Below are 26,065 nucleotides of genomic sequence, written 5' to 3' on the forward strand. Positions count from 1 at the left end.
AGTCGAGACAGCCATCCCGCCGCCGTCGAGCGGACACCGCCGGTACCGACGCATTGATCGCGCGAGCGCTCCCAGATGGGGTATGCGTTCAGACGACGGCAGCAGCCACGGCGACCGCCTCTCCGGCGCTCGGATCGGCCGCGTCTCGCTCCGCGTGGCCGATCTCGACGAGACGACCGCGTTCTACCGCGACGTGGTTGGACTGGCGGTGCTCGACCGCGACGGCGACGAGGCCGTACTCGGCGGCGACGGGACCGGACTCGGCGGCGACGGGACCGGACTCGGCGGCGACGCGACGGCGTTGCTCGTCCTGCGGCGCGACGCCGATGGCCCGGATCGGCGTCCGACCGACGCCGGACTGTTCCACACCGCGTTCCGCGTCCCGAGCCGACCCGCGCTCGGCGAGGCGCTGGCGCGGGTGCGCGACCGGTGGCGGCTGGACGGTGCCTCGGACCACCGCGTCAGCGAGGCGCTGTATCTCGAAGATCCGGAAGGGAACGGCGTCGAGATCTACCGCGACCGCCCCCGCGAAGAGTGGCCGACCGCGGCGGACGGTTCCGTGGAGATGACCACGGAGCCGATCGACCTCGACGGCGTCGTCGCGGCGGCCGACACGGGAGAGACGGGGAGCGCGGACAGAGTTCCGGCAGGCACCGACGTGGGACACGTCCACCTCGAAGTCGCGTCGCTCGCGGCGTTCGAGTCCGTCTACGTCGACGGACTCGGCTTCGAGGTCCGACAGGCGGCTCCCAACGTGCGGTTCATCGCGGCCGACGGGTACCATCACCACGTCGGCGCGAACACTTGGCAGGGGCGGACGACTCCCGCATCGGGCCGTGGACTCGACTGGTTCGAGGTCGTCGTTCCCGACGAAACTGCGTTGGCGGCAGCACGGAGCCGGCTCGATGCAGTCGCATCCGAGAGCGATACCGACTTCACCGTCGACGAGCGGGACGACGGGATCGCGCTCACCGACACCAACGGCATCGAGGTTCGGATCCGGACACCGTAGCCGGCATCCGCGGGGGGATCACAGAGTTCCTCATCCTCCCCGCGCGAAAAGGAAGAGGCGAAAACTCACGACTTCAGGTTGATCACTAACTGACGATCGTCCGGAGCGTCTCCTCGGTCAGCAGCGCGGTGACGCCGAGCGCCTCGGTCGTCATCCAGCCGAGGAAGGCGAGGTACATCGCGAGGAATACGTATCCCTCCTCGGTGGTGAGTTCGAAGTCCGTCGCAGACAACACCACGACGACGAGAGTTGTGTAAAACAGGAACAACAGGAGCGGTACGGACGTGAGGAAGCCGATCGAGACGCCGCCGGCGAGAATGACGCCGATGGGCAAGGCCGCGACAAGATTGAACGTGTTCGTTCCGAAGACGTTCGCGACCGCCGCTCGCTGGTCGCCCGCCTCACCCATCTTCACGCCGACGAGCAGGTCGGGGAACGAACTCATCGCCGACAGCACCGTCACAGATATCAGGAACGGCGGCGCGCCGAGCGCGTCCGAGAGCTGCATCGTCATGCCGACCATCGACTCGACGCCGACGAGCACGACGGCCAACCCGGCCGCGAACAGCCCAGCCTGCTTCGGGACGTTCGTCGATTCGGTCTTCTTCTGCGCCGACGCGCCGCTTTTACCGCCGACGAGGAGGATGACGTACACCCCGTACAACACTAGGAGACCGACGCCCATCTGCGGGGTGATCCGCGCGATCTCCCGCCCGTCGGTCCCGAGGACGCCGAGCGCGATCACGCCGAAGAGCGCGAGGACGGCGACCACGTAGAAGATCGCGTCGCGGTAGACGATTCCCCGCGTTGTCGGCGTGTCACCGCTCGTGATGGCGACTGCGCTCGGAATGACTAAGATGTTGAACACCGCTGTCCCGATGAGCGCTCCGGCTCCGACGCCGAACTCCCCGAGGACGAGCACGGAGATGACGATGATCGCGAGCTCGGGGAACGACGTGGCGGCCGCGACGATAAGTCCGCCTTGGATCGCCTGTGAGACCCCGAAGTGGTCGCTGATCTTCGAGGTCGTCGACTCGATGACGTTCGCGCCCTTCCAAGTCAGCAGGAACCCGATCGCGCCTACGGCGATCCACACGGCGAGTGGCTGGTCCCCGATGAGTTCCTGCAGGATGGTCACGTCCCGTCAGTACGGCCGGAATCGGGTATTGCTTCCGGAATCGCTCCCGGCGTCGGAACGATCATTCTATTCGCCGTCGTACTCGCCGAATCGCTCGTCGAAGACGGCGATCACCCGGCGTTCGATCTCGTCGCGGATCTCGCGGACCTCCTCGATCGGGCGCTCACCCGGATCGTCGAGATCCCAGTCGTCGGTGTCGACGGTCGCAAGCTCCAGCGTCGAACAGCCCATCGTCGCGACGAAGTCGGAGCCGGCGAGCGCCTCGTCAGAGATCGATCGCGGCTCCCGCCCGTTCACGTCGAGGTCGACCTCGGCGAGTGCCTCGCGCACCACGTCGTGGACGGCGTCGGCGGGCATCGTGCCGCCGGTTCGGATCTCGACGCGGTCGCCGAGCCCGCGCCGATCGTGCTCGCGCTCCGCGAACGCGGTCGCCATCTGGCTTCGCCCGGCGTTGCGGACGCACATGAAGGTGAGGACGGTCGGTTCGTCGATCGCCGGCTCGTCGGCCGTGTCGGTTGGTGTCGTCATGGGTGGATTATGGGTCCGCCGTCGCTCTCAGTAGATCAGATCGTCGTCGTTCTCGATCATGTACAGCGTTCGGGCGGCGACGTTGACCGCGTGGTCCGCGATGCGTTCGAGGTCGCGCACCGCGAGCAGCCCGCGGGAGGCCTCGTCGATCGATGCCTCAAGCCCCTCCGTCCCGCCGTCGGCGTCGAGCAGCCCGCGCACGACCGCCTCGCTCGCGCGCCGACAGCGCTCATCGAAGTCGTCGTCGCGCGCCGCGATTTCCCGACACGCCTCGGCGTCGCCGGCCTCGTAGGCCGCGACCGCGTCGGCGACCATGTCGCCCGCCGCGGCGGCGAGCCCCTCAAACTCGATCGCCGGGTGGACGCCCCCGTCCGGACCGCCGTACTCGGCGAGGTTCGTCGCGAGGTCGGCGATGCGTTCGAGGTCGGTGATGATCTTGAACGAGGCCGTCACCAGCCGGAGGTCGCCAGCGACGGGCTGCTGGAGCGCGAGCAGGTCAGTACAGTCGTCCTCCAAGGCAAGGTACGTCTCGTTGACCTCGTGGTCGCCGCCGACCACCTCGTCGGCCAGCGCGGCGTCGCCGGTCACAGCCGCCTCGATCGCGGTCTCGTAGCGCTCGCCGACCAGCGCTCCCATCGCGACCACGTCGGCCCGGAGCTCGTCGAGCCGCGCCTGGTAGTTCTCGCGGGGCATCTATCCGAACTTGCCGGTGATGTAGTCTTCCACGCGCTGCTCGTCGGGGTCCTCGAAGATCTTGGTAGTGTCGTCGTACTCGACGAGCCGACCGCCGGTGAGGAACACCGCGGTCCGGTCGGATATCCGCGCCGCCTGCTGCATGTTGTGCGTGACGATGATGACGGTGTACTCCTCGGCGAGGTCGTCAATGAGGTCCTCGATCTTCGAGGCCGCGACGGGGTCGAGCGCGCTCGTCGGCTCGTCCATGAGGATGACCTCCGGGTCGGGGGCGATAGCGCGAGCGATACAGAGCCGCTGTTGTTGCCCGCCAGACAGATCGAGCCCCGAAGAGCCGAGTTGGTCTTTCACTTCGTCCCATAGTGCGGCTCGCTTGAGCGACTCTTCGACACGCTCGTCGACGTCGCCGTCGAACCCCTGAATTTTGAGCCCGTACGCGACGTTCTCGCGGATCGATTTGGGGAACGGGTTCGGCTTCTGGAACACGATTCCGATCTTCCGTCGCAAGGCAACGGGGTCGACATCGTCGTCGTACACGTTCTTGCCGCCGAACTCCACGTCGCCCTCGACGCGACAGACGTCGATCATATCGTTCATCCGGTTGATACACCGGAGGAACGTCGACTTGCCGCAGCCGGAGGGACCGATCAGCGCAGTCACGTCGTGCTCGTTTATCTGCATCGAAACGCCGTCTAACGCCTGTTCATCGCCGTAGTAGACATTGAGGTCACGCGTCTCGATGACGGTGTCCCGAGCGTCGAGGGGAGCCTCTCGCGTCTCCTCGTCGCCGGTCTCGATCGTCGTCTGGATCTTCGGGGAAGTGTCTGATTCGCTCATTGTTAGTTCTCACGTCCGTACTTGTTCCGGATAACGATTGCCGTCGCGTTCATCAGCAGCATCAGTATCAGTAGCACCACGGCCGCCGCCGGAACGACGCCATGTCGAAACTCCGGCTTCGCGTTCGCCGACGCGGCGAATATCTGGAGCGAGAGCGCCGTCGCGCTGGAGAACAGTCCGCTCGGCGGACTGTACTTCGTGGTCGCAACCGCGATGATAACGAGCGGGGCGGTCTCACCGATCGCCCGCGCCAGCGCGAGGATCGTCCCGGTGAGGGTTCCGGGGATTGCTTCGGGCAGGACAACCTCGCGGAGGGTCTGCCACCGGCTCGCGCCCATCCCGTACGACCCTTGTCGAAGGGCGTCTGGGACGGACCGCAGCGCCTCCTGCGTCGAGACGATGACGATCGGGAGGATGAGCAGTCCGAGCGTTCCCGCGGCGGAGACGACGACCCCGGTTCCGAATCCGAGCGTCCGCCGGAACAGCGCGAGGCCGAGCAGTCCGTACACGACCGAAGGGACACCGGCCAAGTTCGAGATGTTCACCTCCAACAGCGTCGCGAGTCGCCCGCGAATCCCGGTATCCGGCGCGTACTCCTCCAAGTAGATGGCCGCGCCGATCCCGACCGGGAACGCGAGGATCGCCATGAAGCCGACGATGACGATCGATCCGACGATCTGTGGATAAACGCCCGCGTTGCTCGCGGTCAGTCCGTCCCACGAATTGAGGAGCAGGTTCGGCGTGAGGAAGGTGTCCGGGTTCCGGATCCCGAACCGGTCGACGACCGCGGCACCGAGCAGCGTGCCACCGAGGAGAACGAACGGTCCTGCGACGCCGACGCGTCCCTCCGGGTCCGTCCGGACCGACCGCCAGAGGACGTAGCCGGTGGGAACGACAAACGCCGAGAAGAGGACGACCAGAAGCGACGCGTTGGCCCCCGTGATTATCGACGCCGCGGCGACGGCGAGGCCGCCGCCGGCGACGACTCCCCCGACGACGACACCGGAACGGCGACCGCGACGAGAGGCCGTCAGCCTCGCGACGAGGAGCGACGCCGGAACGGTGACGACACCGAAGTACATGATCCACTCCGCGGCGATTCCGATCGGCCCCCGGACTAGGTCGTACAGCAGCGCTGCGACAGCGATGCCCACGATGATCGACGCGGGGATCGCCGGTCCGGTGTACGTTTGATCGTCCGTTGTCCGGTCGTACGCCAAGACGAGCGCCGGCGGAAGCGACGCGAAGAAGGCGTAGGTGAACACGTCGTAGGGGCTGAGCGCGTCGACGACGGCATACGTGACGACGCTCAGGAGGAGCCCGCCGAACACCGCCGCGAACGCCTTGGCGTTCGTCTCCCGCACCGCCGGTCTCCGACGGGCGTACAGCGTGAACGCGGCCGTCGGCCCGACGAGCGTACTGAGATAGACGAGAAACCACGTGAGTGACGCGGATCCCGGTTGGAACGCGTCGCTCGCGATCTGCGCGAACAACGCGAGCAGCGAGACGATTCCGACGAGCGTCGCCGCGACGAGCGCGACCTCGAATATCTGTCCTTTCAGCTTCTGGATCCGTAGTGCCGTGCTCTGTCCGAGTTGATCGCTTGTAGTCTCTTCCGTAGCCATATCAGTACTCCTCCCGGAACCGCCGTCGGACCACTTCAGCGAGGACGTTCATCGTCAGCGTCATCGCGAACAGCGTCATCCCGAGCGCGAACATCGCCTCGTAGGTCGGGCCGCTTCCGAGGGAGTCCGCGTTGGCGATCTGGACCATCGCCGCCGTGATGGTCTGTCCCGACTCCGCGAGATTTGTGAGCACGTTCGGGAAGTACGGCATCTGCGGGCTCATGCCCATCGCCATCGTGACAGCCATCGTCTCGCCGATCGCCCGCGAGATCGCGAGCACGTACGACGCGACGATACCGGAGGTCGCCGACGGGACGACGATCCGCGTCGAGACGTCGAACTTCGTCGACCCGAGGCCGTACCCTCCCTGTCTGAGGCTATCCGGAACCGCGCTCAGCGCGTCCTCGCTGATCGACGAGACCATCGGGATGATCATGATCCCGACGACGAAGCTCGCCGACAGCGCGTTAAACGTGCCGAGCGACGGCATGACGAAGGTGAACTCCGGGAGGACGGGAACGCCCGGCGGAATCAGCTGTGCGGAGAACGGGAGGACGCTGTCGATCAGCGGCGTGATGTATACGAGCGCCATATAACCGTAGATGACCGTCGGCACGCCGGCGAGGATCTCCAGAGACGGCTTCAGTATCGACCGTGCCTTGTCGCTCGCGTACTCGCTGAGATAGATCGCCGCCGCCAAGCCGATCGGCAGCGCGATCAGCGCCGAAAAGACGGTGACGATGAGTGTCCCACTGATAAGCGGGAGCACGCCGTAGTCCTGTGCGATGACGGGACTCCAACTCGTTCCGGTGAAGTACGCGATCGGCGATATCTGCGACCAGAACGAGAGGGCGCGTCCCGACAGTGCCAAGATTATTCCGACGGTCACGCCTATCGTCAGGACGGCGCAGGCCGCGATCAGGCGGCCGTAGAGGCGCTCCTTACGGACAACGAATCCGCTCCGTTGGAGCGACCCGACCCCGCTCTCCGGTTCGTTACTCATGTAGATTGGTAAAACGTGAGGTGAGTAATCAGCGTTCCCCTTCGGGTTCTACGCGCTGTACTCGTACTCGCCGGCGATCGCCTCTTCGAGGGCGGCGAGGTTGTCGTCGACCATGTCCTGACTGCTCGGGACGTAGCCGATGTCCTCGGCGATGTAGTCCTCGTCGGCCTCGTTGATGTAGTACTCGAGGAACGCCTGGAGATGGTTCTTCTCCTGGATGTTGTTCATGTTGCCGTAGAAGAACAGCGGCCGTGCGAGCGGGTAGTTCCCGCTCTGTGCGCCTTCGAGGCTCGGCTCGACCGGGTCGCCGCCGTCCTCGCTGAGGGTGAGCGCCTTGACCGTGTCGGGGTTGTTCGTGTAGTACGCGAAGGGGAGGTACCCGAGCGCGTACTCGTTTCCGGCGACACCCTGCGCGATCAGGTCGTCCTCTTCGGTCCCTTCGAAGTCCTCCCGGATCGGTTGATCGGCTTCCGTCTCTCCGATGACCGCCTCGGTGAAGTAGTCGTACGTGCCCGACGTGCTCGCCGGACCGTAGAGGTCGAGCGGCTCGTCGGGCCAGTCGTCGTTGACATCGGACCACATCTCGGGCGCGGTGTCCGGCGACCAGATGGTCGCGAGATCCTCCAGCGAGATCGTGTCGATGAAGTCGGCGTCGTTGTTGACGACCACGGTGAGCGCGTCCTGCGCGACGAAGAACTCGACCGGCTCGATGCCGTTGTCGCGGCAGCGCTGGAGCTCGTCCTCGCTGATGGGTCGGCTCGAGTTGTTGATGTCGCTGTCGCCGGGGATGAAGACGTTCTCGAACCCGCCGCCGCTGCCGTCCCGAGTGAGGTTGAAGCTCACTTCCGAGTTCTGTTCGGCGAACGACCGAGTGACCTCCTGGGCGACCGGGTAGACCGTACTGCTCCCGGAGATACGGATGTCCCCGGAGAGGTTCTCGGAGCCGCCGTCGGACCCGTCACCGGAGCCGCCGTCGGACCCGTCTCCGGAGCCACCGTCGCCACCGTCACCAGACGTACAGCCCGCGAGCGTCAGCGCGCCCGCACCGGCGAGCATCGCAAGCGATTTCCGCCGCGTGATGCCGTTCGCGTCCGCGTCGTGGCTTGATGCCATCACCTGATCGAGAGCGAGTTTCGGTTAAATAGTATGCTATGAGCGGTACGGCTGACGCAGTATCGCTCCCCGGCACTATATACTCTATATAGATTCGATCGGCGGGGAGGGGGCTTCTGCGGTTCGGGCGTCGATCCGGCGCTCCGGACGCATTTACGGCCGATTGACATCTTCCCCGCGCTGAAGCGCAACTCCCCCGACGAACTGGCCCGGATCGGGTGATGTTACGGCTTGTCACGCGACCCGCCAGACCGCGGCCGCCAGCAGCAGCGCGCTCGCGGCCAGTACCGGTCCGTCGATCCGGCCGAACGCGAGACGCGGGAGCGTCGGGTTCCACGCGAAACAGCGCGCGGCGAGCGCGGTTCCCAGCCGGTCGGCGCGCTCGAACGCTCTGTCGAGGCCGGCCGTCGCGACGATCCGGATTCGGTCCGTCACCGCGCGCTCGGCTCCGGCGCGCGCGCGGACCGCCTCGCGCGCCGCCGTCAGGTCCCGCCGAAGCAGCGGGAGGAACCGAAACACGAGCGCGACGCCGGCACCGAGGAACTGCCCGGATCGGCCGGGCACCGTGTGCTGGATCGCCGCGCGCGAATCGCGAACCGGCGTCGATCTGACGTAGCCGGCCGCGACGACAAGGATCAGGAGCACACGATAGCTCGCGAGCGCCGTGTCGGCCGCGCGGTCGGGGCGGACCCATGGCGACCCGAGCGTCGCGCCGGCGACGACGGGGGCGACCGCGAGCACCGGGAACGCGGCGCGATAGCTCCAGAGGTCTCGGAGGCCGCCGCCGGCCAGCCGCAGCGATCCGACCGCGACGAGCGTGAGGACCGCGAGCCCGCGCGGCGTCGTGTACGCGTACGCGGCGGCCGCGAACCCGACCTGCCAACAGAGTTTCGTGCGGGGGTCGAGCCGGTGGAACGCGGTGTCGTCGGAGACGTACGCGAGCGTCATGGATCGTGGCCGGCCGGCAACCGAACCCCGAGATTGGAGAGCTCCGCAAGCGCCTCGCTCGGCGGGCCGACGACGGCAACCCGCCCGTCGGCGAGTCCGATCACGCGATCAGCGAGGTCGAGCACGTCGCGGAGGTCGTGAGTGACGACGATTACGCTCGTCCCGGCCGCGTGGAGCGCGCGGAGTCGGTCGAGGACCGACAGGCGGGCCGGCTCGTCGAGCCCGGTGAACGGCTCGTCCAAGACGAGGTGGTCCGGCTCCATGGCGAGCGCGCCAGCGATCGCGACACGCTCGCGCTCGCCGCCGGAGAGCGTGCCGATCCGGGCGTCCTCGCGGCGGGTCATGTTCACGGCCGCGAGCGCGTCGGCGACGCGCCGGTCGATTTCCTCGTGCGTGCATCCGAGGTTCTCCGGGCCGAACGCCACGTCCGCGCCAACCGTCGACGCGACCAGCTGATCGCGGGGCTCTTGGAACACCATACCGACCGCGCTCCGGGCGGCGACGAGGTCCGCGTCGGCCGGCGTTCCGTTGACCGAGACCGTCCCCGCGTCCGGCTCGACGAGTCCGTTGAACGTCCGAACGAGCGTCGTCTTGCCGGAGCCGTTGGGGCCCGCGACGACGAGGAACTCGCCGTGGTCGATCCGGAGAGAAACATCGTCGACGGCGACGACACCGCTGGCGTCGTCAACATCGTCTTTGCCCCGACTCCCGCCGTACCGGCAGGTGACGCCGTCGAGATCGATCACTGCAGCACCTCACGCGGCCGCGACCGCGTCCGACCGGACGATGCCGACCGCGGCGGCGATCTTCAGCGCCTCGGCGGGGAGGAAGGCGGCCGCGCCGACCGTCACCGCCTCGACGGGGCCAAGGGAAAGCACCAGCGCGAGCCCCGCGACGCCGAGCGCGTAGATGACGACCGTGCCGGCGACCATCGCGCCGACGAGCGACAGGAGGCCGACGCTGTCGAGATCGCGGAGACCGACCCCGCGGTGAACGACCACGCCGACGACCGCCGCGGCGAGCGGGTACGACCAGAGGTATCCCGCCGATTGGCCGACCAGTTGGCCGACGCCGGCAGAGCCGCCCTGAAACACGGGCGCGCCGAGCGCGCCGGCCGCGAGGTACAAGACGAGCGACGCGGCACCCCACACCGGACCGAGGTAGATTCCAGCGAGGAACACGCCGAGTACCTGCAGCGTCACCGACACGGGCGAGACGGGGTTCGGAAAGGTCACGTACGCGAACGCGCCGACGAGCGCGGCGAAAAGCGCCGCGCGCGCGAGGTTCGTCGCAGCCTCGTCGCCGACGAGGTCGACGGACTCCGTGCTTGTTGCCATGGCTGTGACACGCTCGTAAACCAACTTGAAGATACTGGTTGACGGGTGTGAGGCACCATGTGATGAATCAAGTGACGGACACGAGTCTTATCTACGGCGAGCCCGTTGTCTCTCTTCCATGGACGAGAAGACCGCCGACCTCCGCGACATCTTCGTCGAGACCACCGGGTCCGACACGGTCACCGAGCGGCAGGCGGAGTCGCGCGGGACGCTCACCGACCGCGACGCGGCGGCGGTCGACGAGCGCGTCCGCGAGCTGGTCGCCGCACTGCGCGATCGGTACGGCTTCTCGACCGATCTCGAGGACGCGACGTACGCGCGGATCGCACGCGCCCGCTTCGAGGAATCGGACGACGAGGCGATCGCGGCTCGACTCGGCGGCGACGAGACGGACGAAGCCGGCGGCAGCGAGACGGACGAGACGGACGAGACGAACGAGTCGAGCGATATCACACCCGAGACCGTTAGAGACGCCCGTCTGGACCTCCACCTCGTGCGCGAACGCGACCGCGAGGTCGACGGGGACGCGTTCGACTACGAGGACCTGAAGCGGCTGACCGCCGAAGGGCGCTCGATCCCCGAGTGCGCGGACGCGCTCGACGCCGACCCCGACGCGGTCGCGAGGTACGCCCGCGTCGCGCGCGTCGATCTGACCTCGACCCGCGCGAACGACCGGTTCCGCGACGAGTTCCGCGACCTTCTCACCGACGCCGAGATCGAAGGTTCACACGCCGCCGCCGCCCGAAAAGACGGGCTCGAAGAGGCGACGGAAGACATCGAGACGGACGTGTCGCTATAGCTGCTGTCGTCAATCGACCGATAATGTGCGGCGAGCGGTCGCCGGTGCCGGTTAGCAGTTTGTAGGCGGAAGCCCCCTTCCTCAACGAGCGACCAGCGGGAGCGAGTAGGGAGGGGTAGTTCACAACGGTCCCTTGCCGCCGCCCATCATGTCTCCGAGGCCGCCGCCGCCATCGCCGCCCATCTTCTTCATCATGCGCTGCATGTCGCCCTCGCCCATCCCCTGGAACTGATCGATCGTCTGTTCCATCATCGAGTGCTGCTCTAAGAGCTGCTGGACCGTCTCCTCGTCGGTGCCGGAGCCGCGAGCGATCCGCCGAACGCGCGACTGGCCGACGACGCGAGGGTTCTCAAGCTCCTTGTCGGTCATCGAGTCCATGATCCGCTCAAACCGCCGCATGCGGTCTTGGGTCACGTCCATCGCGTCGTCTGGGAGCTGGTCCATCATCCCGCCGCCCATCCCGGGGATCATGTCCATCACCTGATCTAAGGGCCCCATCCGATTCATCGCGTCCATCTGCTTTTTCATGTCCTTCAGGGTGAACTCGCCCTGAAGCATGTCCTCCGGGTCCCAGTCGTCGTCCTCCTCCGTGGCCTCCTGCATCGCGCGCTCGACGCGCTCGGAGAGCTGCTTGAGGTCGCCCATCCCGAGCAGCCGCGAGATGAACCCGGACGGCTCGAAGCGCTCGATGTCTTGGACCGTCTCGCCGGTCCCGAGGAAGGCAATGGAGGAGTCGGTCTCGTTGACGGCCGTGAGCGCGCCGCCGCCCTTGGCGGTCCCGTCGAGCTTGGTGATCATCACGCCCTCGATGCCGATCGACTCCTCGAACTGGCGGGCCTGCTCTTTGGCCCCCTGTCCGATCGCGGCGTCGAGGACGAGTAGCGAGCGGTCGGGGTCGACGACGTCGTCGATCTCTTCGATCTCCGCGATGAGGTCGTCTTCGAGGGCGTGCCGACCGGCGGTGTCGACGATGTGCACGTCGGCGTCTTCGGTCTCTTCGAGCCCCGTCCGAGCGATTTCGACGGGGTCGTCGGCGTCGGGGTTCCCGTAGAAGTCGACCTCGGCACGCTCGCACATCTGTTTGGCCTGATCGTACGCGCCCGGCCGGAAGGTGTCCGTCTGGATGACCGCGGGACGGAGCCCCTTCTTCGAGAACCACCACGCTATCTTCGCCGCGGAGGTCGTCTTCCCCGATCCCTGAAGGCCGGCAAGTAAGATCGTCTGATTTTCGAGGGGGAGATCGGTGGAGTCACCGACCAACTCGACCATCTCCTCGTAGACGATTTTGAGGACGTGGTCGCGTGCGGTGGTGCCGCCCGGGGGCTCCTCGTCGAGCGCGCGGGCCTTGATCGAGTCGGACAGCTCCATCACGAGCGACACGTCGACGTCGGCGGACAGCAGCGACCGCTGGATCTCTTTGACGATCTCCTCGACGTCGCCCTCTTCGAGCCGGCGTTTCCCTTGGAGCTTGTCGAGGCTGCTCCGGAGAGACGTACCGAGGTCGTCGAGTACCATTTGCCGGAGATAGGCGGGCGACGCGGTAAAGCTTTGTTCGTCGGCGGGCGCGAGCCCGCGTCAGACCCGCTCCGCGATGTACCGCTCGATTCGAGTCACGAGCTCCGGGCGAAACGTCCAGAAGCCGTCCCAGACGTTCGGCTCGTCTTCGAGCGCGAGCAGCGCGACGTGGTCCCCGTCGGTCCCATCCGGCGGCGTGAACACGACGAACCACGAGCGTCGGTACGGGTAGGAGGTCCCGGTGTGAACGGTTATCGGGAGGGTCGACAGCCGGTCCACGTCGCCGACGCCGTACACGTGGACGTCGACGCCGGTGCCGGCGACCCGCTCGTACACCGACCGAGTGCCGCGCTCGTCGTCGATCCGGGAGAGCCGCTGGAACGAGGCCCGCAGCGTTCCGACGCCGTGTTCGACAGCGACCCGCTCTATCACCCGCGAGATGATGATCAACAGGAGCTTCTCCTTGTTCGAGGCGGGATAGCCGCGAACCCGAAACGGGACCTCGTCAAGCCCTTCGAACACGTCCGGAAGCGCGACTTCGTCGAGTTCGATGGCACCGGTCTTGTACAGATCGGAGTTGATGAGCAACACCGATTCGAGCAGTTCGTCGAGCGTCGACCGCGCGACGATCGAGCCGTTCTCGACGAGTGCGACCACGTCGTCGTCCGACGCGGGGTCGTCGGTCTCGCTGATCGAAACCGGCTGTCCGTCGAGCAGCGAGTCCAGCAACTTCCGAACCGGATCCGGCGACGACCGGTTCAACAGGACGAGATGCCGTTCTGGCGACTCAAGCTCGTCGAAGAACGAGCGAAGCGATTCGGCCATATACCCTACTCCGGCCGAACGCGGAAAAGATCTTACTCACGGCCGCGCTCGTCAAAAGATCTTACTCACGGCCGCGCTCGTCGACAATCCGCGTGCCCGCGGCGTCGATCCGGCAGACCTCGGGGTCGTAGCCGGCGTCCGAGAGCCCGGTCCCGAGCGCGAAGACGGTGCGGCCGAGCATCGCCATCGCGGCCTCGCCGCCGACGGCCTCGACCGCGTCGATCGCGGTGTCGACTTCAGGAACGAGGAGGTCGGCCGAGCGAGCGAACTCGCGGGCCACAGCCATCATCGTCGGAAGCCGCGGGTCGGCGCGGACGCGTTCGAGCGCAGTCACTCCGGCAGCCGAGAGTGCGGTCGTGTCGCCGCCCAACACCGTCTCCGTCGACAGTTCACCGAACGTGACGTACTCGATGCGGGCGTCTGCGGGGATCCCGTCAAGCGCGCCGAACCCGGGTGCGCCGGGTTCGAGTCGGATCGGGACACCGCCGCGCGCCTGCGCGACCACGTCGCCGAGGCCGGTACCTCGACGGACCTCCGACTCGTGGGCGATGCGGACGAGGTCGTTCTCCGAGCGGCCGCGGTCGAACGCCCGGTTCGCCGCGACGGCGGTCCCCAGCGCGGCCGCGCCGGAAACGCCGAACCCGGCACCGATCGGCAGGTCAGCCGTGACCGCGACATCGACCGCGGGCACGTCGAGCGCGTCGAGCACGTCCTCGACCGCGCCGATCGCGCTGGGCTCACCGTCGAGGAGCCGGGTGCCGCCGTCACCGCTGGCCGCCGACACGTCGACGGTGACGCCGTCAGTCAGCGTCACGCCCGCGCCCCGCGACCCGGCGGCGGCCGGCCGGTCGTCGGGATGCGCGCTGAAGAAGGCCGTGACGTGTCCCGGGACGAACACGGTCGCCCGCTGCCTGCTCATGCTCTGCCGGAGGTTCGGCCGTCGATTAACGGTTGTTATCCGCGATGACGACACCGCGGGTCTCACAGAGCGCGGCGGACACCGCAGGCGGTAAGTAGGGGCCACACGAACCCCGGACGTATGCGAAATCAGTTGCGTCCCCTCCTCGCCGCCGCGCTGGCGATGCTATTCCCGGGGCTCGGCCACCTCGTCTTGCGTCGGTGGGGACGGGCGCTGCTGTGGCACCTGACCATCGTCGCCGGCGGCGTAGCGCTTTTCGCGTTCTACGACGTGACCGTATCGGGCTCGATCACCGCTCCGGCCGAGGCGGCCGACGCCGCCGCGTCGCTCCCGCTCGACATCACCGTCTCGCTTGTCCTCTTATACGGGCTGTCGGCGATCGACGCGTACGTCGTGGGTCGCGCCGACGCCGCCGCGCGCGAGCGGACCGACGCCACCGCCGAAGCGATCCGCCGCCGCGCCGCGAGTGCCGAGGACAGCGACGGCACCGACGGCGACGACGCGCAGCGGTCACAGTCTCCGGTCGCCGCAGTCACCGGATCGGACGCCGAGCCAGCGGAGGTCGAGCCGGCGGAGGTCGAGTGTCCGCACTGCGGCAAAGAGACCGACGCCGACCTCGACTTCTGTCACTGGTGTACGGAGCCGCTCCCGTGGGCCGATGAGACGTGATCCAGATCCCTTCTCACAGCTGATAACTGCGGAGCAACTATCATATATCGCCGTCGTGATGTCGAGAGTACGGACGCGAACGACGGACGGAACATGAGTCTGAATCCACGGAGATACGACGTACGGGAGCTGCGTCAGATCGCGGGCGCACCGCGAGTCGACGTAGACGAAGCGGCTCGGGAGCAGCCGCTTCGGCAGCCGAACCGGAGTCGAGCGGAGCAAGCCGCCCGCTCGGCCGCGTTCACCGAGCTGCTCCAGCGTCAGCGAGGACAGCGGCTGTCCGCCGGCGACGGGACTCGACCCGATGACGCCGAAAACCGCCCGTATCTGCGAGCGGTTCCGGCCTCGCCGGAGGCGGAACACGAACTCGGCGAGTGGCTCGGCTACCTCGTCGACGTCGGCGGACATCTACGCAGTCGCGACGCGCTGTCGTACTACGCCGAACTCGGCTGGATCGAATCCGACGCGGTCGACGCGCTGACGCGCCGGCTGGAGGGGTTCAACGCCCCACGGTACGATCGGCCATTTACCCCCGCGGACCATCGGATCAGCCTCGTCTCCATCGTCCGGATCGCTTCGTGTGCGAGTGAACCATGAGCGACGACGAATCCACGGATATCAACGAATCGGATGAACCGGCAGCGGTGGGCGTGAAACTCGGCAGCACTCGGACGGTGCTCGACATCCCCGACGGGCGGGGCGGTCGCGAGCGACACTCCATACTCACCTGTCTGGCGACCTACGAGGACGCCATCACCGGCGAAGAGAAGGTGCTGTTCGGCGAGGAAGCGGCGGTCGAGTACCCGGACACGGTGCGGTTTATGCTCCGGTCCGGACTTCCCGAAGACGACGAGAGTGTCGCCGACGCCGAGCGGTTCTTCGAGGCGGTCGTGGACGCCCACGACGTGCCCGAAGAGAGCGCCGTCGTCTACGCGGTGCCGACCATCGACAACGAGGAGGGCGTCGAGAACCTCAAGCGGGTGATCGAAGGGTCGTCGATCGGCCAGATCGAGGCCCGGAGCTTCCCCGAGTCGCTGTGCGGGTCGATCCCCGCCTACGGCGACGGGCTCGACGCGATTGACGAGGTATTCCTCTCGGTCAACATGGGATCGACCACGCTCGAGGCGTGCGCCTACCGGCGCGGCGAGCAGCTCTCACCGTTCTCGACCGGCTCGGTGACGGGCAACGAGGTCGACCGCTGGATCGTCGCCGCCGTCGAAGAGGAGAGCCAAGGTCGCGTCCACATCGATCGGACGACCGCACGGGAGTACAAGGAGGAGCACGCCGACGTGTACGACTTCGAGCCGTTCACGGACGTGGTGCAGCAGCCCGGCGGCGGGAGCCACGAGTTCACCGTCGACCGCGGCGTCCGCGGCCCGGTCGACCGCTACATCGACGACGCCGTCGACGCGGTCGCCAACGAGTTCCTCCCGGAGCTCGCGAACGATCACATGAAGCCGTACCAGCTCGCGTTGGGTCGCCCGATCGCCGTCACCGGCGGAATGGCGTGTATCCCCGGGCTCACCGAAGAGTTCGAATCACGGCTTTCGGACGTGCTCGACCGCGACATCGAGGTCGTCTCCCCTGAGGACCCCGCGACGGCCGCCGCCGAAGGCGCGGCCCGGATCGCGGAACGCCTCGTGTAATCAGAGCGACATCACTACCGTTGTTCTTTGCCATACACTTGGAAGCGAGATGAATCGACGGGAGATACGAGATGATCATTGTTGAACAGACGAATCACGTCCCAAACACGATGCCCATCTGGGATCTCAATACCTTCCTTTCCATCCCCGTTCTCGCGAATATCCAATTCCAAACCAAATTCGTCAATTATTGCCTTTGCTTGCTGCATGTCCAGATCCGAGGTGATTCCCGACTGAGATACCTCATACAGCTTCCGCATTTTTGTTCGATGGTTGTACACACGCTCTCGGAATTCGCTCATATTATGTATCAGCACATTGCTGTCCTTGATGGTTCTAAATGTCTCAACAGCGGTGTTCTCAAGTTCTTCAACCCAATCAAACGTATCCTCGAAGCTACGCTGTTTGAAGATGAAGAACTGGCCATCAAAATAGATTGCATCAATCTTCTGAGGTAGAGATACGAGCTCTCCATCATTCACTTTGTTGTACTCTTGGTCTTGGAGCATCATCCAGCCCTTGCGATTCATTTCGATGACCTGTCTGTTGGTATAGCCCCGAAATGCGACCAACATCTTACCGTCGCTGTTCTTCAATCGAATCGCCTGGAAGTCGGGTCTGGGCTCCTCGTACGAGGATTCCGGCAAGTCGTTCTCCGTGAACAACTCTTCTATTGAATCGGACATCGGGAAGTCGTCCCGATCACAGTACTGGATTGGCTGTGGGTCACGATTGATATTCGAAAGGTCGTATTCCTCAAACTCTGTCTTTCCATCCCGGTAATTCTCGATCCGCTTTTTCAGACGGCTCTTCACTAGATCTTGAATGTCATTAGCAATCCGCTGGTTGATCGGAACTTCGCCGAATTCGAACTCAAGACCATCATTAGAGTTCTGTTCACGAGCGACAACAATATCGCGAGTTGACCCATGGCCCATCCCAAATGTTCGTGCATCTTCCAGATCACTAATATCAGTCATGGGTACTCTCTCTTTATCACATACCTTCGCTCAATCACCTATTACTTACGGTGATGTGGACACGTTCACTCAATTCAACCGTGGTTACGGTATCCTCTTCTAGGTCAATATCCCGATCTGCCACCAACATGTTAGTCCCGCGACCACCATCCTTGATTTCATAGATATCGTACCCCATCACGGCCAATATCGGATTGACGTGTAGGTGTGCGGAACGGATTTGGATGGCACCGAGCACGAAAAAGAACAAAGTGAAAATCACCCAGTTCTCCCACAATGCGTAGTCAAGGCTCACGAAAGGGAATATATACGGGATGAGATAACTGGTAAGAAGATCGTGACGGCTCTTGTATGACTCAATGTCTCGGAACTTCGGTTCCTTTTGCTTGCGGATAGTAATCGCTTCCCGAAGTACGATACCGGAAATAAGTGTCATCAAGACGAATAGAAGTGAAATCCACGGGAACTGAACTCCGTAGACAGTGTATGTGATATCGTGGGCTTTCACCGCCATGGCAAGCCACAGGGGAATATAGGAACTCAAAAAGAGCCCTACTTTGACCCACCCACGATAGTCTGCCATGACTAGTACTTGTTGGTGCAGGGGGATGGACTTTTCCCATCAATTTGCAGCGTACGCCGCCCGTAGCGAGCCATCCCACATTGAACCACAGGACGCAGTGACCAGAGACGAGCTAGGCACTTTTGTACAATTCTTTTTCCCAGTCGATCTCGGGCTCGGTAGACATCTCCGGTGAGCCCTTCTTCAAGATCAGACACCGGTCAATTGTTTCTCGCCCTTCGTCATCCTCATCATGATCGTATTTCAATCGGTTGAAAACAACATAGCTGCGGTTTTCCACGTCATAGGCATCATCAATAATCCCATGAACGTCAAAATCCGTGTACTGTTGGGCTTCTTCCGCGATAATCGCTGCCGTGTTGAGTATCTGTTTTCGATTGGACAAGTGCTTTCGAACGTCACCGACAATTAATACCGCGACGCTGTCTGGCGCGAGTACATCATACATCTCCCGCAGACACTCACGCATGAACTCCCGATACTTATCCGTATCTTGGGTACTGACAAGGTTATCCCGTTCATCCTCACGTGGGGTATTCAGCCACCAAAGTCGAATCCAATTATTCCAATCGTAGTTCAGCGTCTGCATATATGGTGGTGACGTGACGATGAGATCCGCTGTCTCTGATTCAAAAGGGAGATCGGTGGCGTTTGATTGCGTAATCTTTGTTTGTGAGCTTACCCACGGAGGAATAAAGTCTTCTTGGGCTAATTCATGTTTTTGTATGGCCTTGGGACGAATATCACGCTCTGGAAGTTCAAGATCGTGTTTCTCGGCATACTCGCGAACATAGTTCGCGGTTCCCGAGTACGTGTCCTTTGTTTGAAGCGAGAGGAACATTTGACTCGGGCCGTGAAGGATGCCGCACATCACTGCTTTGAGATACATCGCTTTCGGGCTATCATCGTCATGCAGCACTTCTCGCAACCGAAGGATTTGATCCAGCGTATAGTCCGAATAGAACACCTGTAGATCTTCGTTGTCTAGTAGTCGCATCCCGGTGTTATCAACCGATGCTGCTTCGTCTAGTTTCTCGTCGAGATACTCCTCAAAATTCTCAGGGTTGACCGGATTGCATTTGGCTTTTGACAGCGTATAAGCATAGCAAAATATATCGTTCCCGTATCCTTTTCGGTTATGAAGAGCTGCTTCCAGCGGAGTCGTTCCACCTCCAGAGAATGGGTCAAGAACGGAATCTCCAACGTCACTAAACCGGCGAATAAAGTAGTGGGCGAGAGCGGGCGGGAATCCTCCAATATAGGGTGAGAGTCGGTGGAGGCTGTGACCCCAGCCTCGAGGGGCTTCTTTCCACGTTGATTGAAGTCCTGTTGTATTTTCTGCAATTAGATCATCCGTACTTATCGAAGCGCCCTCAGTTGTTTTTGACATGAAAAGGTATTCTTACCAAGACAAATATTCGCGAGTCGTGTTAATCTTGCGCATCGCGACGGGATTGCAAGAACCGCAAGACTGCGCCACTACGATGATCCGTTATTAAGTGCCCCTTTGGAGAACAATTCAAGTACTTTCGATCCAGTTTTGAGAGGGATCGAAGCACGTTGATGAGCAAGCGTCACTGGGATTGTCGCATCATCGTATAGTGCCGTTTCAACCTTTGAGATGGACTCTAGCGTCTTCCGCATCAATGGGTAGTTCATCGGATCGTACTTCTCCTCGCCGTTTGGGAGCTTGGGAACCTTCAACATGAACACTCGTCCCGATCTCGTCCGGTAAATGAACGGCCACCCGTAGTGTTCCCTCACACCATATTCATCATCGGTTGTCCCTGTTTTCACATACTTGTAGATGTACTCATTATCCATTTTGAGTACCGTTCCCGGTTCCATCTTGTCCCTGATCTGATCTGCATGATCTTTGAGTTGACCGCTTTTCTCGATTCCGACGATTATCGGTGGTGCGTACCCCAGTTCCTTCTGTCTGTTCGACACTCGTGCAATCGTTTGCAGAATTGGTTTATGTAAGAACGATCCTGTCCCGTAGATGGCCAGTGGCCCGTCGATAATAAACCCGACACGAGAGAGACGCTCCGGATTCTCCTCGGAAAGATACAACAGGTATGCGCACATCGTTAAGTGCTCAAACACCTGCATAATATCTGATATCGCAGTTCTATTCGACTGACTTTCGCTCACTCGTTCATGTGTTCGAAGGGCATCAGTCGGGTAGACTTCTGTGTCGCATTTGGGGCAGTGCCCGAAGTCGTCAACACTGGTGTGAATATGAAGTTCGGAACGACGCTCACCGGTGTTAGCCGGACAGTCTGGATTGGGGCATCGATACACGTCCACCGTGTTCTCATCGATTAGGCGTGGATCGGCCTGAATCACGTCAAGGTAGATCTCTAGGAGGGATCTTCCCTCGATTTCGCGTGTTTTGAACGTGTCGTAAATGTGTTTCCGCCAACTCTCAACGGTTGTTTCCGCATCGTCTCGAATGTAGTTACTGCTCGGGAGAACGATATCCTGGAGGGAACTGTCATCGATCTCTTCGACGCGCGCCGGGTCAACGAATCGCTCTGATTCCTGTTCGTCGAGCAGGTCGAGCTTGGTGAGAACAGCTGCGATTTGAACGAATCCAATACGATTGCTCGGGTAGTCATCATTCGTTGGAACTTCCTGGAGTGACCCATCTATCGAGAGGAAGTAACTCGGGTCAATGCCCTCGTTCGGAAGATCTTCCAATGCATAGCTATTGTCTTCGATCGGGGCTTCGTCCGGGTCTACCTCCTTTGTGCTGAACCCGTCGAGTTCCTCCTGAACTAACTCGTTTTCGATGATTGGAACGTGCCCTAGCCGTTGCGCTGTCTCATACGTATTCCCACTCTCGTACGGCATTCTATTCTCCTCCGTCGTCTCCGTGGTAGTTCTCGTACAGTTGGCCCGCTTGGTTGATGAGATCAGTATCGAAGAGGTCGATCTGAGTGGGGATGATGAACTCTCCACTGCGTGTTTTCACTCGTGCGAATCCCTTGTCCTCTGCTTCGCGAGTCTGTCGTTCGAACGCTTCGAAATTGTAGTAATTCGACAGCTCTCTGGTTTCATTTTTGCTGTTGAGGTGCGTCACGATCCAGTTCGCGGTGTTCGCGAGTACGCGGTCGTCTACACCGCTCACTTCCTGCGTTGCGTACACTAACCCAATGTTGTACTTTGCAGCCTCTTTTGCGAGCCGAACGTAAGGGTCACTGTCTTCGGCTTCATCTAGGTGGTCGCTTCCGAATAGCCGGTGTGCTTCCTCCACGTAAATCTGGATGTTGTGCGGATCATCCCCATCAGTGAAGATCCCGACTTGTTGATTGACGATATAGTCGATGATGTTTTTCGAGATTCGCTGATTGATCTCGTCTGTTCCGGTAGTAAGATCGACAATCACGATGTCGCCTTCGATAAGGCTCTCGAAGATGCGTCGAGGGTAGTACCCTGCGGCTCCAGTTCCGTGGAACCGCTGTAACGGTTGGAGGTGTCGGTATCCAGCGCCTCGTTCCTGATTGAATACAACAAGGATGGCATCCAGATCGTTGTCTATCCAGTCCCCGCCGTTATTGGCGGCATTTATGTCTCCTCGGTTGTTGGCGACGATTTCCCAGAACGTCACGAGATCATCTGCATCAACGAACATCCAACCAGGTGCGCCTCCGTCAGACTCTTCGAAGTAGTCGTCTTCCCCGTAGATATTGTTGACTTCGTCACGCACTGCTTGGTTTGTAGGGATGGGTGTTGTCCAACCCTGGGGGGGTCTAAATCCAGCCTGAATTAGTGTTGCGTAGAAGGCGGAGCGACAGCGAACTGCTGTGTTACGATCTCCCCAATCTCCATCTTCACCTGGCCCAATTACGTCTGCGGATTTGAAGCTGTCAATGTAGGTCGCATCTTGGGTTAGAAGGGTTCTGGTGGTTTGCCAGACTTCTTCGATTTGTTCATAGTCGAAGAAATTCATTTCGAGCGATTCGACGTTGTCGTCATCGTTTGCCCAGCTGTAGACCGTGACGGCGTCGTCGTGAATGTCTGCGAGTGCGGTTTCGTCGTCTTGAGTATTTACGTTAGCGTACTCACCAGTCGGGTCGAAGAGTAACTGCCCGAGTGTTTCCCCCGTTTCAACTGCTTCCATGAAGGACGCGGTCGCAAACACTTTCATGGAGTTCGATTTCCCGGTTCGAGTCATTCCGAACAGAGCGGTTTTGTTGCCAATGATATCCTTAATATCGATAGGAACGGTCGCACCTTCGAGATTAGATCGTCGCTCGGTCGAGGTATATCGAACGCGCCCTAATCGAATTCCCTCCCTGTCTACGTCGTCCTCGTCCTCATCGTCTCGACCTATCTGGACTTCAGAGAAGATTCGTGCAAGCGCTTCTGGCCCGGGTTTGTAGACTTTGTATCGGGCACTGGAATAGAATGTCTCCACGTCGCTCCCGAATTGCAATTCGTTGTCTTCTTGATAGATTGTGCCGAGGATTTTGGCGTCGATTCCAGAGAACTGGATTCGATCTCGGGTGAGAACGTCCATGATGTCTTCACTGGAGCCAGGGACGACTCGGTCTGATTCGATGCTGGAGTCGCCTGTGATTTTCTTTCGCATCGCTTCTTCTCGGACTTTCATTAGGTCGTCCTCTGCGGGGAGTTTCGCTGGGCCTTTGGCGCGAAGAAGCATCGCGTATGCGTCTTCCTCGTTGAAATTGTTAGGATCTTCCCAGTCTGCGGCTGTTGCGAGAAGGTAGCAGTGTCGAGGAACGCCGTCGGCTTCGTCTTTCCAACGGTCGTTACTCACGATGGTGCACGTGTCGTACTGCATGTAATAGACCCCCCCTATGAGCTGGGAACCCTCGATGATTGGTTTGATGTCTTGGTCGTTGAGGGCTAGCTCGCTCATCAGTCGATTAGACATATGCCTGCCAACTCATGCGAAGGTGAATAACCTTGCGTGGCCGAAGTGAAAGTGAAACACAATCACTTCACAGTCCACCGTCGATCAGTAGTGAGTCGCAGTCGTGGCATGGAACGTTGGAGATTGTCCTGATCACCGTTTGTCACCGTCCTCGTCAGAGTGGTCGTAGCAGTAGTGATCTCGATACTTGTAATAGACGTGTACAGTTAGTGTGCGATCACATCGAGTCCCGTCATCTGTCGAGCCAGCACACAGCACTGTGACGCGTGTCGGGTCACTCATCGCCGTTACCGCCTATGTCTACTTGTTCGGGTTCTTCCATACAGTATATATTCGTAATTTAATTGCCAAAAGGATCACGCCCCGATTATATCGATACTGGTGTGCAACGGGCGTGTGCTAGCCGGTTCGGCTAGCGCGCCTAGGCCTCAGGAGAGTCGAGACACCCCTCGTTGTGAGTGGGTGGATCAGCGCTTAGTCTTCGTCGATGCCCTCGTCGTCGTCGCTGCTCTCGATCCCCATCGCTTCCGCACGCGTACACCGGCGGAACTCTGGTTCCATCTCTATCTCTTCTCGGCCATCATCTGCATCATCTACGGAATCATCATCCTCGTCGGTGCCGAGCCCCGGATCAACGGCATTCGCACCAAACCCGGACACATCATCTTGATCAGACATCGTCAGAATCCTCACAACCCTACCATATAGACTTATTACATAATTCACACACTCGGAACAAACGGCACTCTCACACGTCACAGTCATACGTGAAAGTCACACGTCACAGTGACGCGTCACACCCACACGTCACTCACCAGGATGGGACTCTGGCGCGCGCCACAGAGACTTCGAGACCGAATTCACCACCAGCAACTACCAGCAATAAAATCCTCAAAAAAGAGGATTCGTGCCTTTTTGGGTATAGTCCCGGGCGGATTCGAACCGCCGTCAATGGCTCCAAAGGCCATTATGATTGGCCACTACACCACGGGACTGCGATCACTGATTCCGCGCGCGCACTCAAGTAGGTTACTTTTCGCCGACTGTGAGCACCGTTCGTGATACCCCACCACATACTTATATGAGTTGAAACTAAACGATCCACGTGAGATGTCTAAACGGGGGACAGATCGACAGCCGAGAGACGACGGCACCGCTCTCGGCCACCGCGTGCCGTCCGAGCGACGACGGTCGCGTCCCGAGTCGGTTCGATCGGTCGAATCACGTACGGGGACGCGGTATGGCGGGGCCGACCGCTCGGCGAGAGCGCGTCAGTTCGGTCGGAGCGCGCTCTGTCTGTCCGGAATCGCGCTGTTGACGGCGACGAAGTTCGCCGACGCGCTCACGACGGGCATCGGACTTCGGTTCGTTCCGACGGTGTACGAGGCGAACCCCGCAGTCGACGCAGTGTTGCGCCGTGTCGGCGTCGAGACCGGACTGATCGTCAGTTCCTGCGTACTCGTTGTTTCGATTATCGCGATCACCGAAATCGCCGCCGTCGCCGTCTCGATACGTCGTCGAGACGGCCATCTCGCCCCGCTCGTCCGACTCGTCGGATACGGCCTCCCGTCGGCGCTGTTCGCGCTCGTCGCCGTGTACAATACCACGGTTATCGTCGCGGGACTGCGATCCATCGAACTGATCTGAGGTGGGCCTGCAGAGCGGATCGAGAGGAGTTTGAGAGACCGTCCGGTCGGACGAGCCGTGTCGAGTACGACGGTTCGGCTGTCGCGAAGCGAGTCAGTTTCTGTCCACGATGTCTCGGGGATGTGTCGCCCCGTCTGTGGGTCCTGTGTTCTGCGTGCCGGACTCCGTGTGGAGCGTCGCAGTGGAGAGAGGACTCCACCAGCGGCCGGGGGTGATGTCTGCAAACGGGCGGTCGCAGCCGGGACAGATGGGATCGGTGAGCATCGAGAGGTCGACGGACGACCCGCAGTGGTCACAGGTTCCCTCGTCGACCCCGAGGTCGATCGCCTCACGCCGTAACGCGCCGAGAGTGCGACGCGCGGTCGCGATCTCCTCGGTGGTGTCGGCCGTCCGTTCAGCGTCGACGAGTCGGTCGTCGAGGTCATCTGTCCGCTCGATCAGCCGCTGGAACAGCGCTTCGATCTCGTCGAACTCACCGTCTATCCACGCCTCGAACTCGTCCTGTGTCGATTCGAGGTCGCCGAGGACCTGTTCGATGGCGTCGAGGCGTTCGGTGAGGTCCTCCGCGTCGTCGCCGACCTGCGCGTCGAGCTGTTCGACCCGTCGGTTGAGGCGCGTGAGGTCGTCGGTGATGCGGTCGGTGAACCCGTCCTGTCTGGACCGTTGCTGTTCGACGTCAAGAGACAGGTCAGACACCTGCCGCCGGAGCTCCGTGACAGTTTGAACTAAGTCGAGCTGGGTCTGAATCGAGTTGCGAAGCTCTTGGATCTCCGTTGCGACGGGGTCGTCGGTCGGAATGTCGGATGCATCGGTGTCGTCGCCGTCCCCGCCGGACCTGCCGGATCCGCCGGGATCGCTAGACTCGCCGGCCGTCTCCGGCTCGTCGTCGCCGGCTGGAGCGCCGCTTCGCGCCGCTGACTCTTCGGCTGGGTGCCGCTCGGCATCAGCGGCGTCACTCGAGACGCCGGCTGCGCGTTCGTCTCTCGGACGACTCTCGCTCGTTCTCTCTGTCGACTCGTCAGTTCGACGACGGTTCGGCAACGATCGCCACTCCGATGAGCCGTCCGAATCCAATTCTGCGGCCGGCCCGGGACCGCTGGCGGGCGTGTCGGGAACGACATCGCTCATCTCGTCGAGGACCCAGTAGGCGGAGACGAGTCGATCCAGCAGTTCCCGCTCCTCGAGGTCGCGGGATTCCGCCGTGTAGTGAAGCCACTCTTGGAACGTGTCGACGTCGATCGGATCGGCCTCATCGGGGTCCCGAGAGTCTGACACGGTCGCACAGTTGGGTATCCAGTATCTTAACGGTTGTGTCGAAACCGTCGCCGCCGACGCTGTGCGATGG

General features: G+C 62.1%; 26 protein-coding genes and 1 tRNA gene. 6 read left to right on the forward strand and 21 right to left on the reverse strand.

The window, feature by feature from the left end:
- The first annotated feature begins 82 nt into the window (after window positions 1-82).
- Complete coding sequence (locus NO887_RS00735) at window positions 83-1,012, forward strand: VOC family protein (protein ID WP_256416577.1); 930 nt, start codon at window positions 83-85, stop codon at window positions 1,010-1,012.
- A gap of 85 nt (window positions 1,013-1,097) precedes the next feature.
- On the opposite strand, the gene NO887_RS00740 is transcribed toward NO887_RS00735, so the two are convergent.
- From NO887_RS00740 to NO887_RS00785, 10 genes are all read right to left on the reverse strand, one after another.
- Window positions 1,098-2,150 (reverse strand): sodium:calcium antiporter, encoded by a 1,053-nt coding sequence (locus tag NO887_RS00740; protein WP_256416578.1) that lies wholly within the window; start codon window positions 2,148-2,150, stop codon window positions 1,098-1,100.
- A 66-nt stretch (window positions 2,151-2,216) separates the two neighbouring features.
- Window positions 2,217-2,678 (reverse strand): arsenate-mycothiol transferase ArsC, encoded by a 462-nt coding sequence (locus tag NO887_RS00745; RefSeq protein ID WP_256416579.1) that lies wholly within the window; start codon window positions 2,676-2,678, stop codon window positions 2,217-2,219.
- A gap of 27 nt (window positions 2,679-2,705) precedes the next feature.
- Complete coding sequence (phoU, locus tag NO887_RS00750) at window positions 2,706-3,371, reverse strand: phosphate signaling complex protein PhoU (protein WP_256416580.1); 666 nt, start codon at window positions 3,369-3,371, stop codon at window positions 2,706-2,708.
- The gene (gene pstB / locus NO887_RS00755) at window positions 3,372-4,208 is read right to left on the reverse strand and encodes a phosphate ABC transporter ATP-binding protein PstB (RefSeq protein WP_256416581.1); all 837 of its coding nucleotides are present in this window, start codon (window positions 4,206-4,208) and stop codon (window positions 3,372-3,374) included.
- A gap of 2 nt (window positions 4,209-4,210) precedes the next feature.
- Window positions 4,211-5,833 (reverse strand): phosphate ABC transporter permease PstA, encoded by a 1,623-nt coding sequence (gene pstA / locus NO887_RS00760; protein WP_256416582.1) that lies wholly within the window; start codon window positions 5,831-5,833, stop codon window positions 4,211-4,213.
- Between the two features lies 1 nt (window position 5,834).
- Window positions 5,835-6,836, reverse strand: coding sequence for a phosphate ABC transporter permease subunit PstC (gene pstC / locus NO887_RS00765; protein ID WP_256416583.1), 1,002 nt, complete (start codon window positions 6,834-6,836; stop codon window positions 5,835-5,837).
- A gap of 48 nt (window positions 6,837-6,884) precedes the next feature.
- The gene (locus NO887_RS00770; RefSeq protein WP_256416584.1) at window positions 6,885-7,949 is read right to left on the reverse strand and encodes a PstS family phosphate ABC transporter substrate-binding protein; all 1,065 of its coding nucleotides are present in this window, start codon (window positions 7,947-7,949) and stop codon (window positions 6,885-6,887) included.
- A gap of 234 nt (window positions 7,950-8,183) precedes the next feature.
- On the reverse strand, window positions 8,184-8,897 hold the full coding sequence (locus tag NO887_RS00775) for an energy-coupling factor transporter transmembrane component T family protein (protein ID WP_256416585.1): 714 nt from the start codon (window positions 8,895-8,897) through the stop codon (window positions 8,184-8,186).
- The gene (locus NO887_RS00780) at window positions 8,894-9,643 is read right to left on the reverse strand and encodes an energy-coupling factor ABC transporter ATP-binding protein (protein ID WP_256416586.1); all 750 of its coding nucleotides are present in this window, start codon (window positions 9,641-9,643) and stop codon (window positions 8,894-8,896) included. Before NO887_RS00780 ends, NO887_RS00775 begins: the two co-directional genes overlap by 4 nt.
- Window positions 9,644-9,652: 9 nt before the next feature.
- Window positions 9,653-10,234: a biotin transporter BioY gene (locus tag NO887_RS00785; protein ID WP_256416587.1), complete on the reverse strand. Its 582-nt coding sequence runs from the start codon at window positions 10,232-10,234 to the stop codon at window positions 9,653-9,655.
- A 118-nt stretch (window positions 10,235-10,352) separates the two neighbouring features.
- On the opposite strand from NO887_RS00785, the gene NO887_RS00790 reads away from it, so the two are divergent.
- Window positions 10,353-11,033, forward strand: a complete 681-nt coding sequence (locus NO887_RS00790) for a hypothetical protein (RefSeq protein ID WP_256416588.1) — start codon at window positions 10,353-10,355, stop codon at window positions 11,031-11,033.
- 120 nt (window positions 11,034-11,153) lie between these two features.
- Here the strand turns inward: NO887_RS00790 and NO887_RS00795 are convergent, their stop codons facing one another.
- From NO887_RS00795 to NO887_RS00805, 3 genes are all read right to left on the reverse strand, one after another.
- The gene (locus NO887_RS00795; protein WP_256416589.1) at window positions 11,154-12,548 is read right to left on the reverse strand and encodes a signal recognition particle protein Srp54; all 1,395 of its coding nucleotides are present in this window, start codon (window positions 12,546-12,548) and stop codon (window positions 11,154-11,156) included.
- Between the two features lie 60 nt (window positions 12,549-12,608).
- Complete coding sequence (locus NO887_RS00800; protein ID WP_256416590.1) at window positions 12,609-13,373, reverse strand: DICT sensory domain-containing protein; 765 nt, start codon at window positions 13,371-13,373, stop codon at window positions 12,609-12,611.
- 61 nt (window positions 13,374-13,434) lie between these two features.
- Complete coding sequence (locus NO887_RS00805) at window positions 13,435-14,292, reverse strand: pantoate kinase (RefSeq protein WP_256416591.1); 858 nt, start codon at window positions 14,290-14,292, stop codon at window positions 13,435-13,437.
- 120 nt (window positions 14,293-14,412) lie between these two features.
- On the opposite strand from NO887_RS00805, the gene NO887_RS00810 reads away from it, so the two are divergent.
- The 3 genes from NO887_RS00810 (at window position 14,413) to NO887_RS00820 (ending at window position 16,607) form a co-directional block, all read left to right on the forward strand.
- Window positions 14,413-14,961, forward strand: coding sequence for a zinc ribbon domain-containing protein (locus tag NO887_RS00810; RefSeq protein ID WP_256416592.1), 549 nt, complete (start codon window positions 14,413-14,415; stop codon window positions 14,959-14,961).
- A gap of 93 nt (window positions 14,962-15,054) precedes the next feature.
- Window positions 15,055-15,558 carry a FlaD/FlaE family flagellar protein gene (locus tag NO887_RS00815; RefSeq protein WP_256416593.1) on the forward strand — a complete coding sequence of 168 codons (504 nt, stop codon included), beginning with the start codon at window positions 15,055-15,057 and terminating at the stop codon, window positions 15,556-15,558.
- A complete protein-coding gene (locus NO887_RS00820; RefSeq protein ID WP_256416594.1) occupies window positions 15,555-16,607 on the forward strand; it encodes an actin-like salactin in 1,053 nt (350 codons plus the stop codon). Before NO887_RS00815 ends, NO887_RS00820 begins: the two co-directional genes overlap by 4 nt.
- Before the next feature lie 14 nt (window positions 16,608-16,621).
- On the opposite strand, the gene NO887_RS00825 is transcribed toward NO887_RS00820, so the two are convergent.
- The 7 genes from NO887_RS00825 to NO887_RS00855 form a co-directional block, all read right to left on the reverse strand.
- Window positions 16,622-17,587, reverse strand: a complete 966-nt coding sequence (locus NO887_RS00825; protein ID WP_256416595.1) for a Kiwa anti-phage protein KwaB-like domain-containing protein — start codon at window positions 17,585-17,587, stop codon at window positions 16,622-16,624.
- Between the two features lie 34 nt (window positions 17,588-17,621).
- A complete protein-coding gene (locus tag NO887_RS00830; protein WP_256416596.1) occupies window positions 17,622-18,170 on the reverse strand; it encodes a hypothetical protein in 549 nt (182 codons plus the stop codon).
- A gap of 112 nt (window positions 18,171-18,282) precedes the next feature.
- Window positions 18,283-19,560 (reverse strand): DNA methyltransferase, encoded by a 1,278-nt coding sequence (locus tag NO887_RS00835; RefSeq protein WP_256416597.1) that lies wholly within the window; start codon window positions 19,558-19,560, stop codon window positions 18,283-18,285.
- An 89-nt stretch (window positions 19,561-19,649) separates the two neighbouring features.
- Window positions 19,650-21,026 (reverse strand): hypothetical protein, encoded by a 1,377-nt coding sequence (locus tag NO887_RS00840; protein WP_256416598.1) that lies wholly within the window; start codon window positions 21,024-21,026, stop codon window positions 19,650-19,652.
- A 1-nt stretch (window position 21,027) separates the two neighbouring features.
- Window positions 21,028-23,058, reverse strand: coding sequence for a helicase HerA domain-containing protein (locus NO887_RS00845; protein ID WP_256416599.1), 2,031 nt, complete (start codon window positions 23,056-23,058; stop codon window positions 21,028-21,030).
- 489 nt (window positions 23,059-23,547) lie between these two features.
- Entirely contained in the window at window positions 23,548-23,751 is a 204-nt protein-coding gene (locus NO887_RS00850; RefSeq protein ID WP_256416600.1) for a hypothetical protein, read from the reverse strand.
- 244 nt (window positions 23,752-23,995) lie between these two features.
- Window positions 23,996-24,068: transfer RNA gene (locus tag NO887_RS00855), tRNA-Gln, on the reverse strand.
- Between the two features lie 115 nt (window positions 24,069-24,183).
- Here NO887_RS00855 and NO887_RS00860 point away from each other — a divergent pair.
- The gene (locus NO887_RS00860; protein ID WP_256416602.1) at window positions 24,184-24,720 is read left to right on the forward strand and encodes a hypothetical protein; all 537 of its coding nucleotides are present in this window, start codon (window positions 24,184-24,186) and stop codon (window positions 24,718-24,720) included.
- Between the two features lie 93 nt (window positions 24,721-24,813).
- Here the strand turns inward: NO887_RS00860 and NO887_RS00865 are convergent, their stop codons facing one another.
- Window positions 24,814-25,995, reverse strand: a complete 1,182-nt coding sequence (locus NO887_RS00865; RefSeq protein ID WP_256416603.1) for a hypothetical protein — start codon at window positions 25,993-25,995, stop codon at window positions 24,814-24,816.
- Window positions 25,996-26,065: the final 70 nt, after the last annotated feature.

The sequence above is a fragment of the Halorubrum laminariae genome (genome assembly GCF_024494655.1).
GTDB classification, from domain to species: Archaea; Halobacteriota; Halobacteria; order Halobacteriales; family Haloferacaceae; genus Halorubrum; species Halorubrum laminariae.

What these genes read in the sequence shown, in the direction of transcription:
- NO887_RS00850 (WP_256416600.1), bottom strand. Translation starts at nt 23,751, where the DNA reads ATGTCTGATCAAGATGATGTGTCCGGGTTTGGTGCGAATGCCGTTGAT.
- NO887_RS00770 (WP_256416584.1), bottom strand. Translation starts at nt 7,949, where the DNA reads ATGGCATCAAGCCACGACGCGGACGCGAACGGCATCACGCGGCGGAAA.
- NO887_RS00810 (WP_256416592.1), top strand. Translation starts at nt 14,413, where the DNA reads ATGCGAAATCAGTTGCGTCCCCTCCTCGCCGCCGCGCTGGCGATGCTA.
- NO887_RS00795 (WP_256416589.1), bottom strand. Translation starts at nt 12,548, where the DNA reads ATGGTACTCGACGACCTCGGTACGTCTCTCCGGAGCAGCCTCGACAAG.
- NO887_RS00840 (WP_256416598.1), bottom strand. Translation starts at nt 21,026, where the DNA reads ATGCCGTACGAGAGTGGGAATACGTATGAGACAGCGCAACGGCTAGGG.
- NO887_RS00815 (WP_256416593.1), top strand. Translation starts at nt 15,055, where the DNA reads ATGAGTCTGAATCCACGGAGATACGACGTACGGGAGCTGCGTCAGATC.
- NO887_RS00735 (WP_256416577.1), top strand. Translation starts at nt 83, where the DNA reads ATGCGTTCAGACGACGGCAGCAGCCACGGCGACCGCCTCTCCGGCGCT.
- pstC (WP_256416583.1), bottom strand. Translation starts at nt 6,836, where the DNA reads ATGAGTAACGAACCGGAGAGCGGGGTCGGGTCGCTCCAACGGAGCGGA.
- NO887_RS00845 (WP_256416599.1), bottom strand. Translation starts at nt 23,058, where the DNA reads ATGAGCGAGCTAGCCCTCAACGACCAAGACATCAAACCAATCATCGAG.
- NO887_RS00805 (WP_256416591.1), bottom strand. Translation starts at nt 14,292, where the DNA reads ATGAGCAGGCAGCGGGCGACCGTGTTCGTCCCGGGACACGTCACGGCC.
- NO887_RS00830 (WP_256416596.1), bottom strand. Translation starts at nt 18,170, where the DNA reads ATGGCAGACTATCGTGGGTGGGTCAAAGTAGGGCTCTTTTTGAGTTCC.
- NO887_RS00820 (WP_256416594.1), top strand. Translation starts at nt 15,555, where the DNA reads ATGAGCGACGACGAATCCACGGATATCAACGAATCGGATGAACCGGCA.
- NO887_RS00825 (WP_256416595.1), bottom strand. Translation starts at nt 17,587, where the DNA reads ATGACTGATATTAGTGATCTGGAAGATGCACGAACATTTGGGATGGGC.
- NO887_RS00745 (WP_256416579.1), bottom strand. Translation starts at nt 2,678, where the DNA reads ATGACGACACCAACCGACACGGCCGACGAGCCGGCGATCGACGAACCG.
- NO887_RS00785 (WP_256416587.1), bottom strand. Translation starts at nt 10,234, where the DNA reads ATGGCAACAAGCACGGAGTCCGTCGACCTCGTCGGCGACGAGGCTGCG.
- NO887_RS00800 (WP_256416590.1), bottom strand. Translation starts at nt 13,373, where the DNA reads ATGGCCGAATCGCTTCGCTCGTTCTTCGACGAGCTTGAGTCGCCAGAA.
- NO887_RS00790 (WP_256416588.1), top strand. Translation starts at nt 10,353, where the DNA reads ATGGACGAGAAGACCGCCGACCTCCGCGACATCTTCGTCGAGACCACC.
- pstB (WP_256416581.1), bottom strand. Translation starts at nt 4,208, where the DNA reads ATGAGCGAATCAGACACTTCCCCGAAGATCCAGACGACGATCGAGACC.
- pstA (WP_256416582.1), bottom strand. Translation starts at nt 5,833, where the DNA reads ATGGCTACGGAAGAGACTACAAGCGATCAACTCGGACAGAGCACGGCA.
- NO887_RS00775 (WP_256416585.1), bottom strand. Translation starts at nt 8,897, where the DNA reads ATGACGCTCGCGTACGTCTCCGACGACACCGCGTTCCACCGGCTCGAC.
- phoU (WP_256416580.1), bottom strand. Translation starts at nt 3,371, where the DNA reads ATGCCCCGCGAGAACTACCAGGCGCGGCTCGACGAGCTCCGGGCCGAC.
- NO887_RS00860 (WP_256416602.1), top strand. Translation starts at nt 24,184, where the DNA reads ATGTCTAAACGGGGGACAGATCGACAGCCGAGAGACGACGGCACCGCT.
- NO887_RS00835 (WP_256416597.1), bottom strand. Translation starts at nt 19,560, where the DNA reads ATGTCAAAAACAACTGAGGGCGCTTCGATAAGTACGGATGATCTAATT.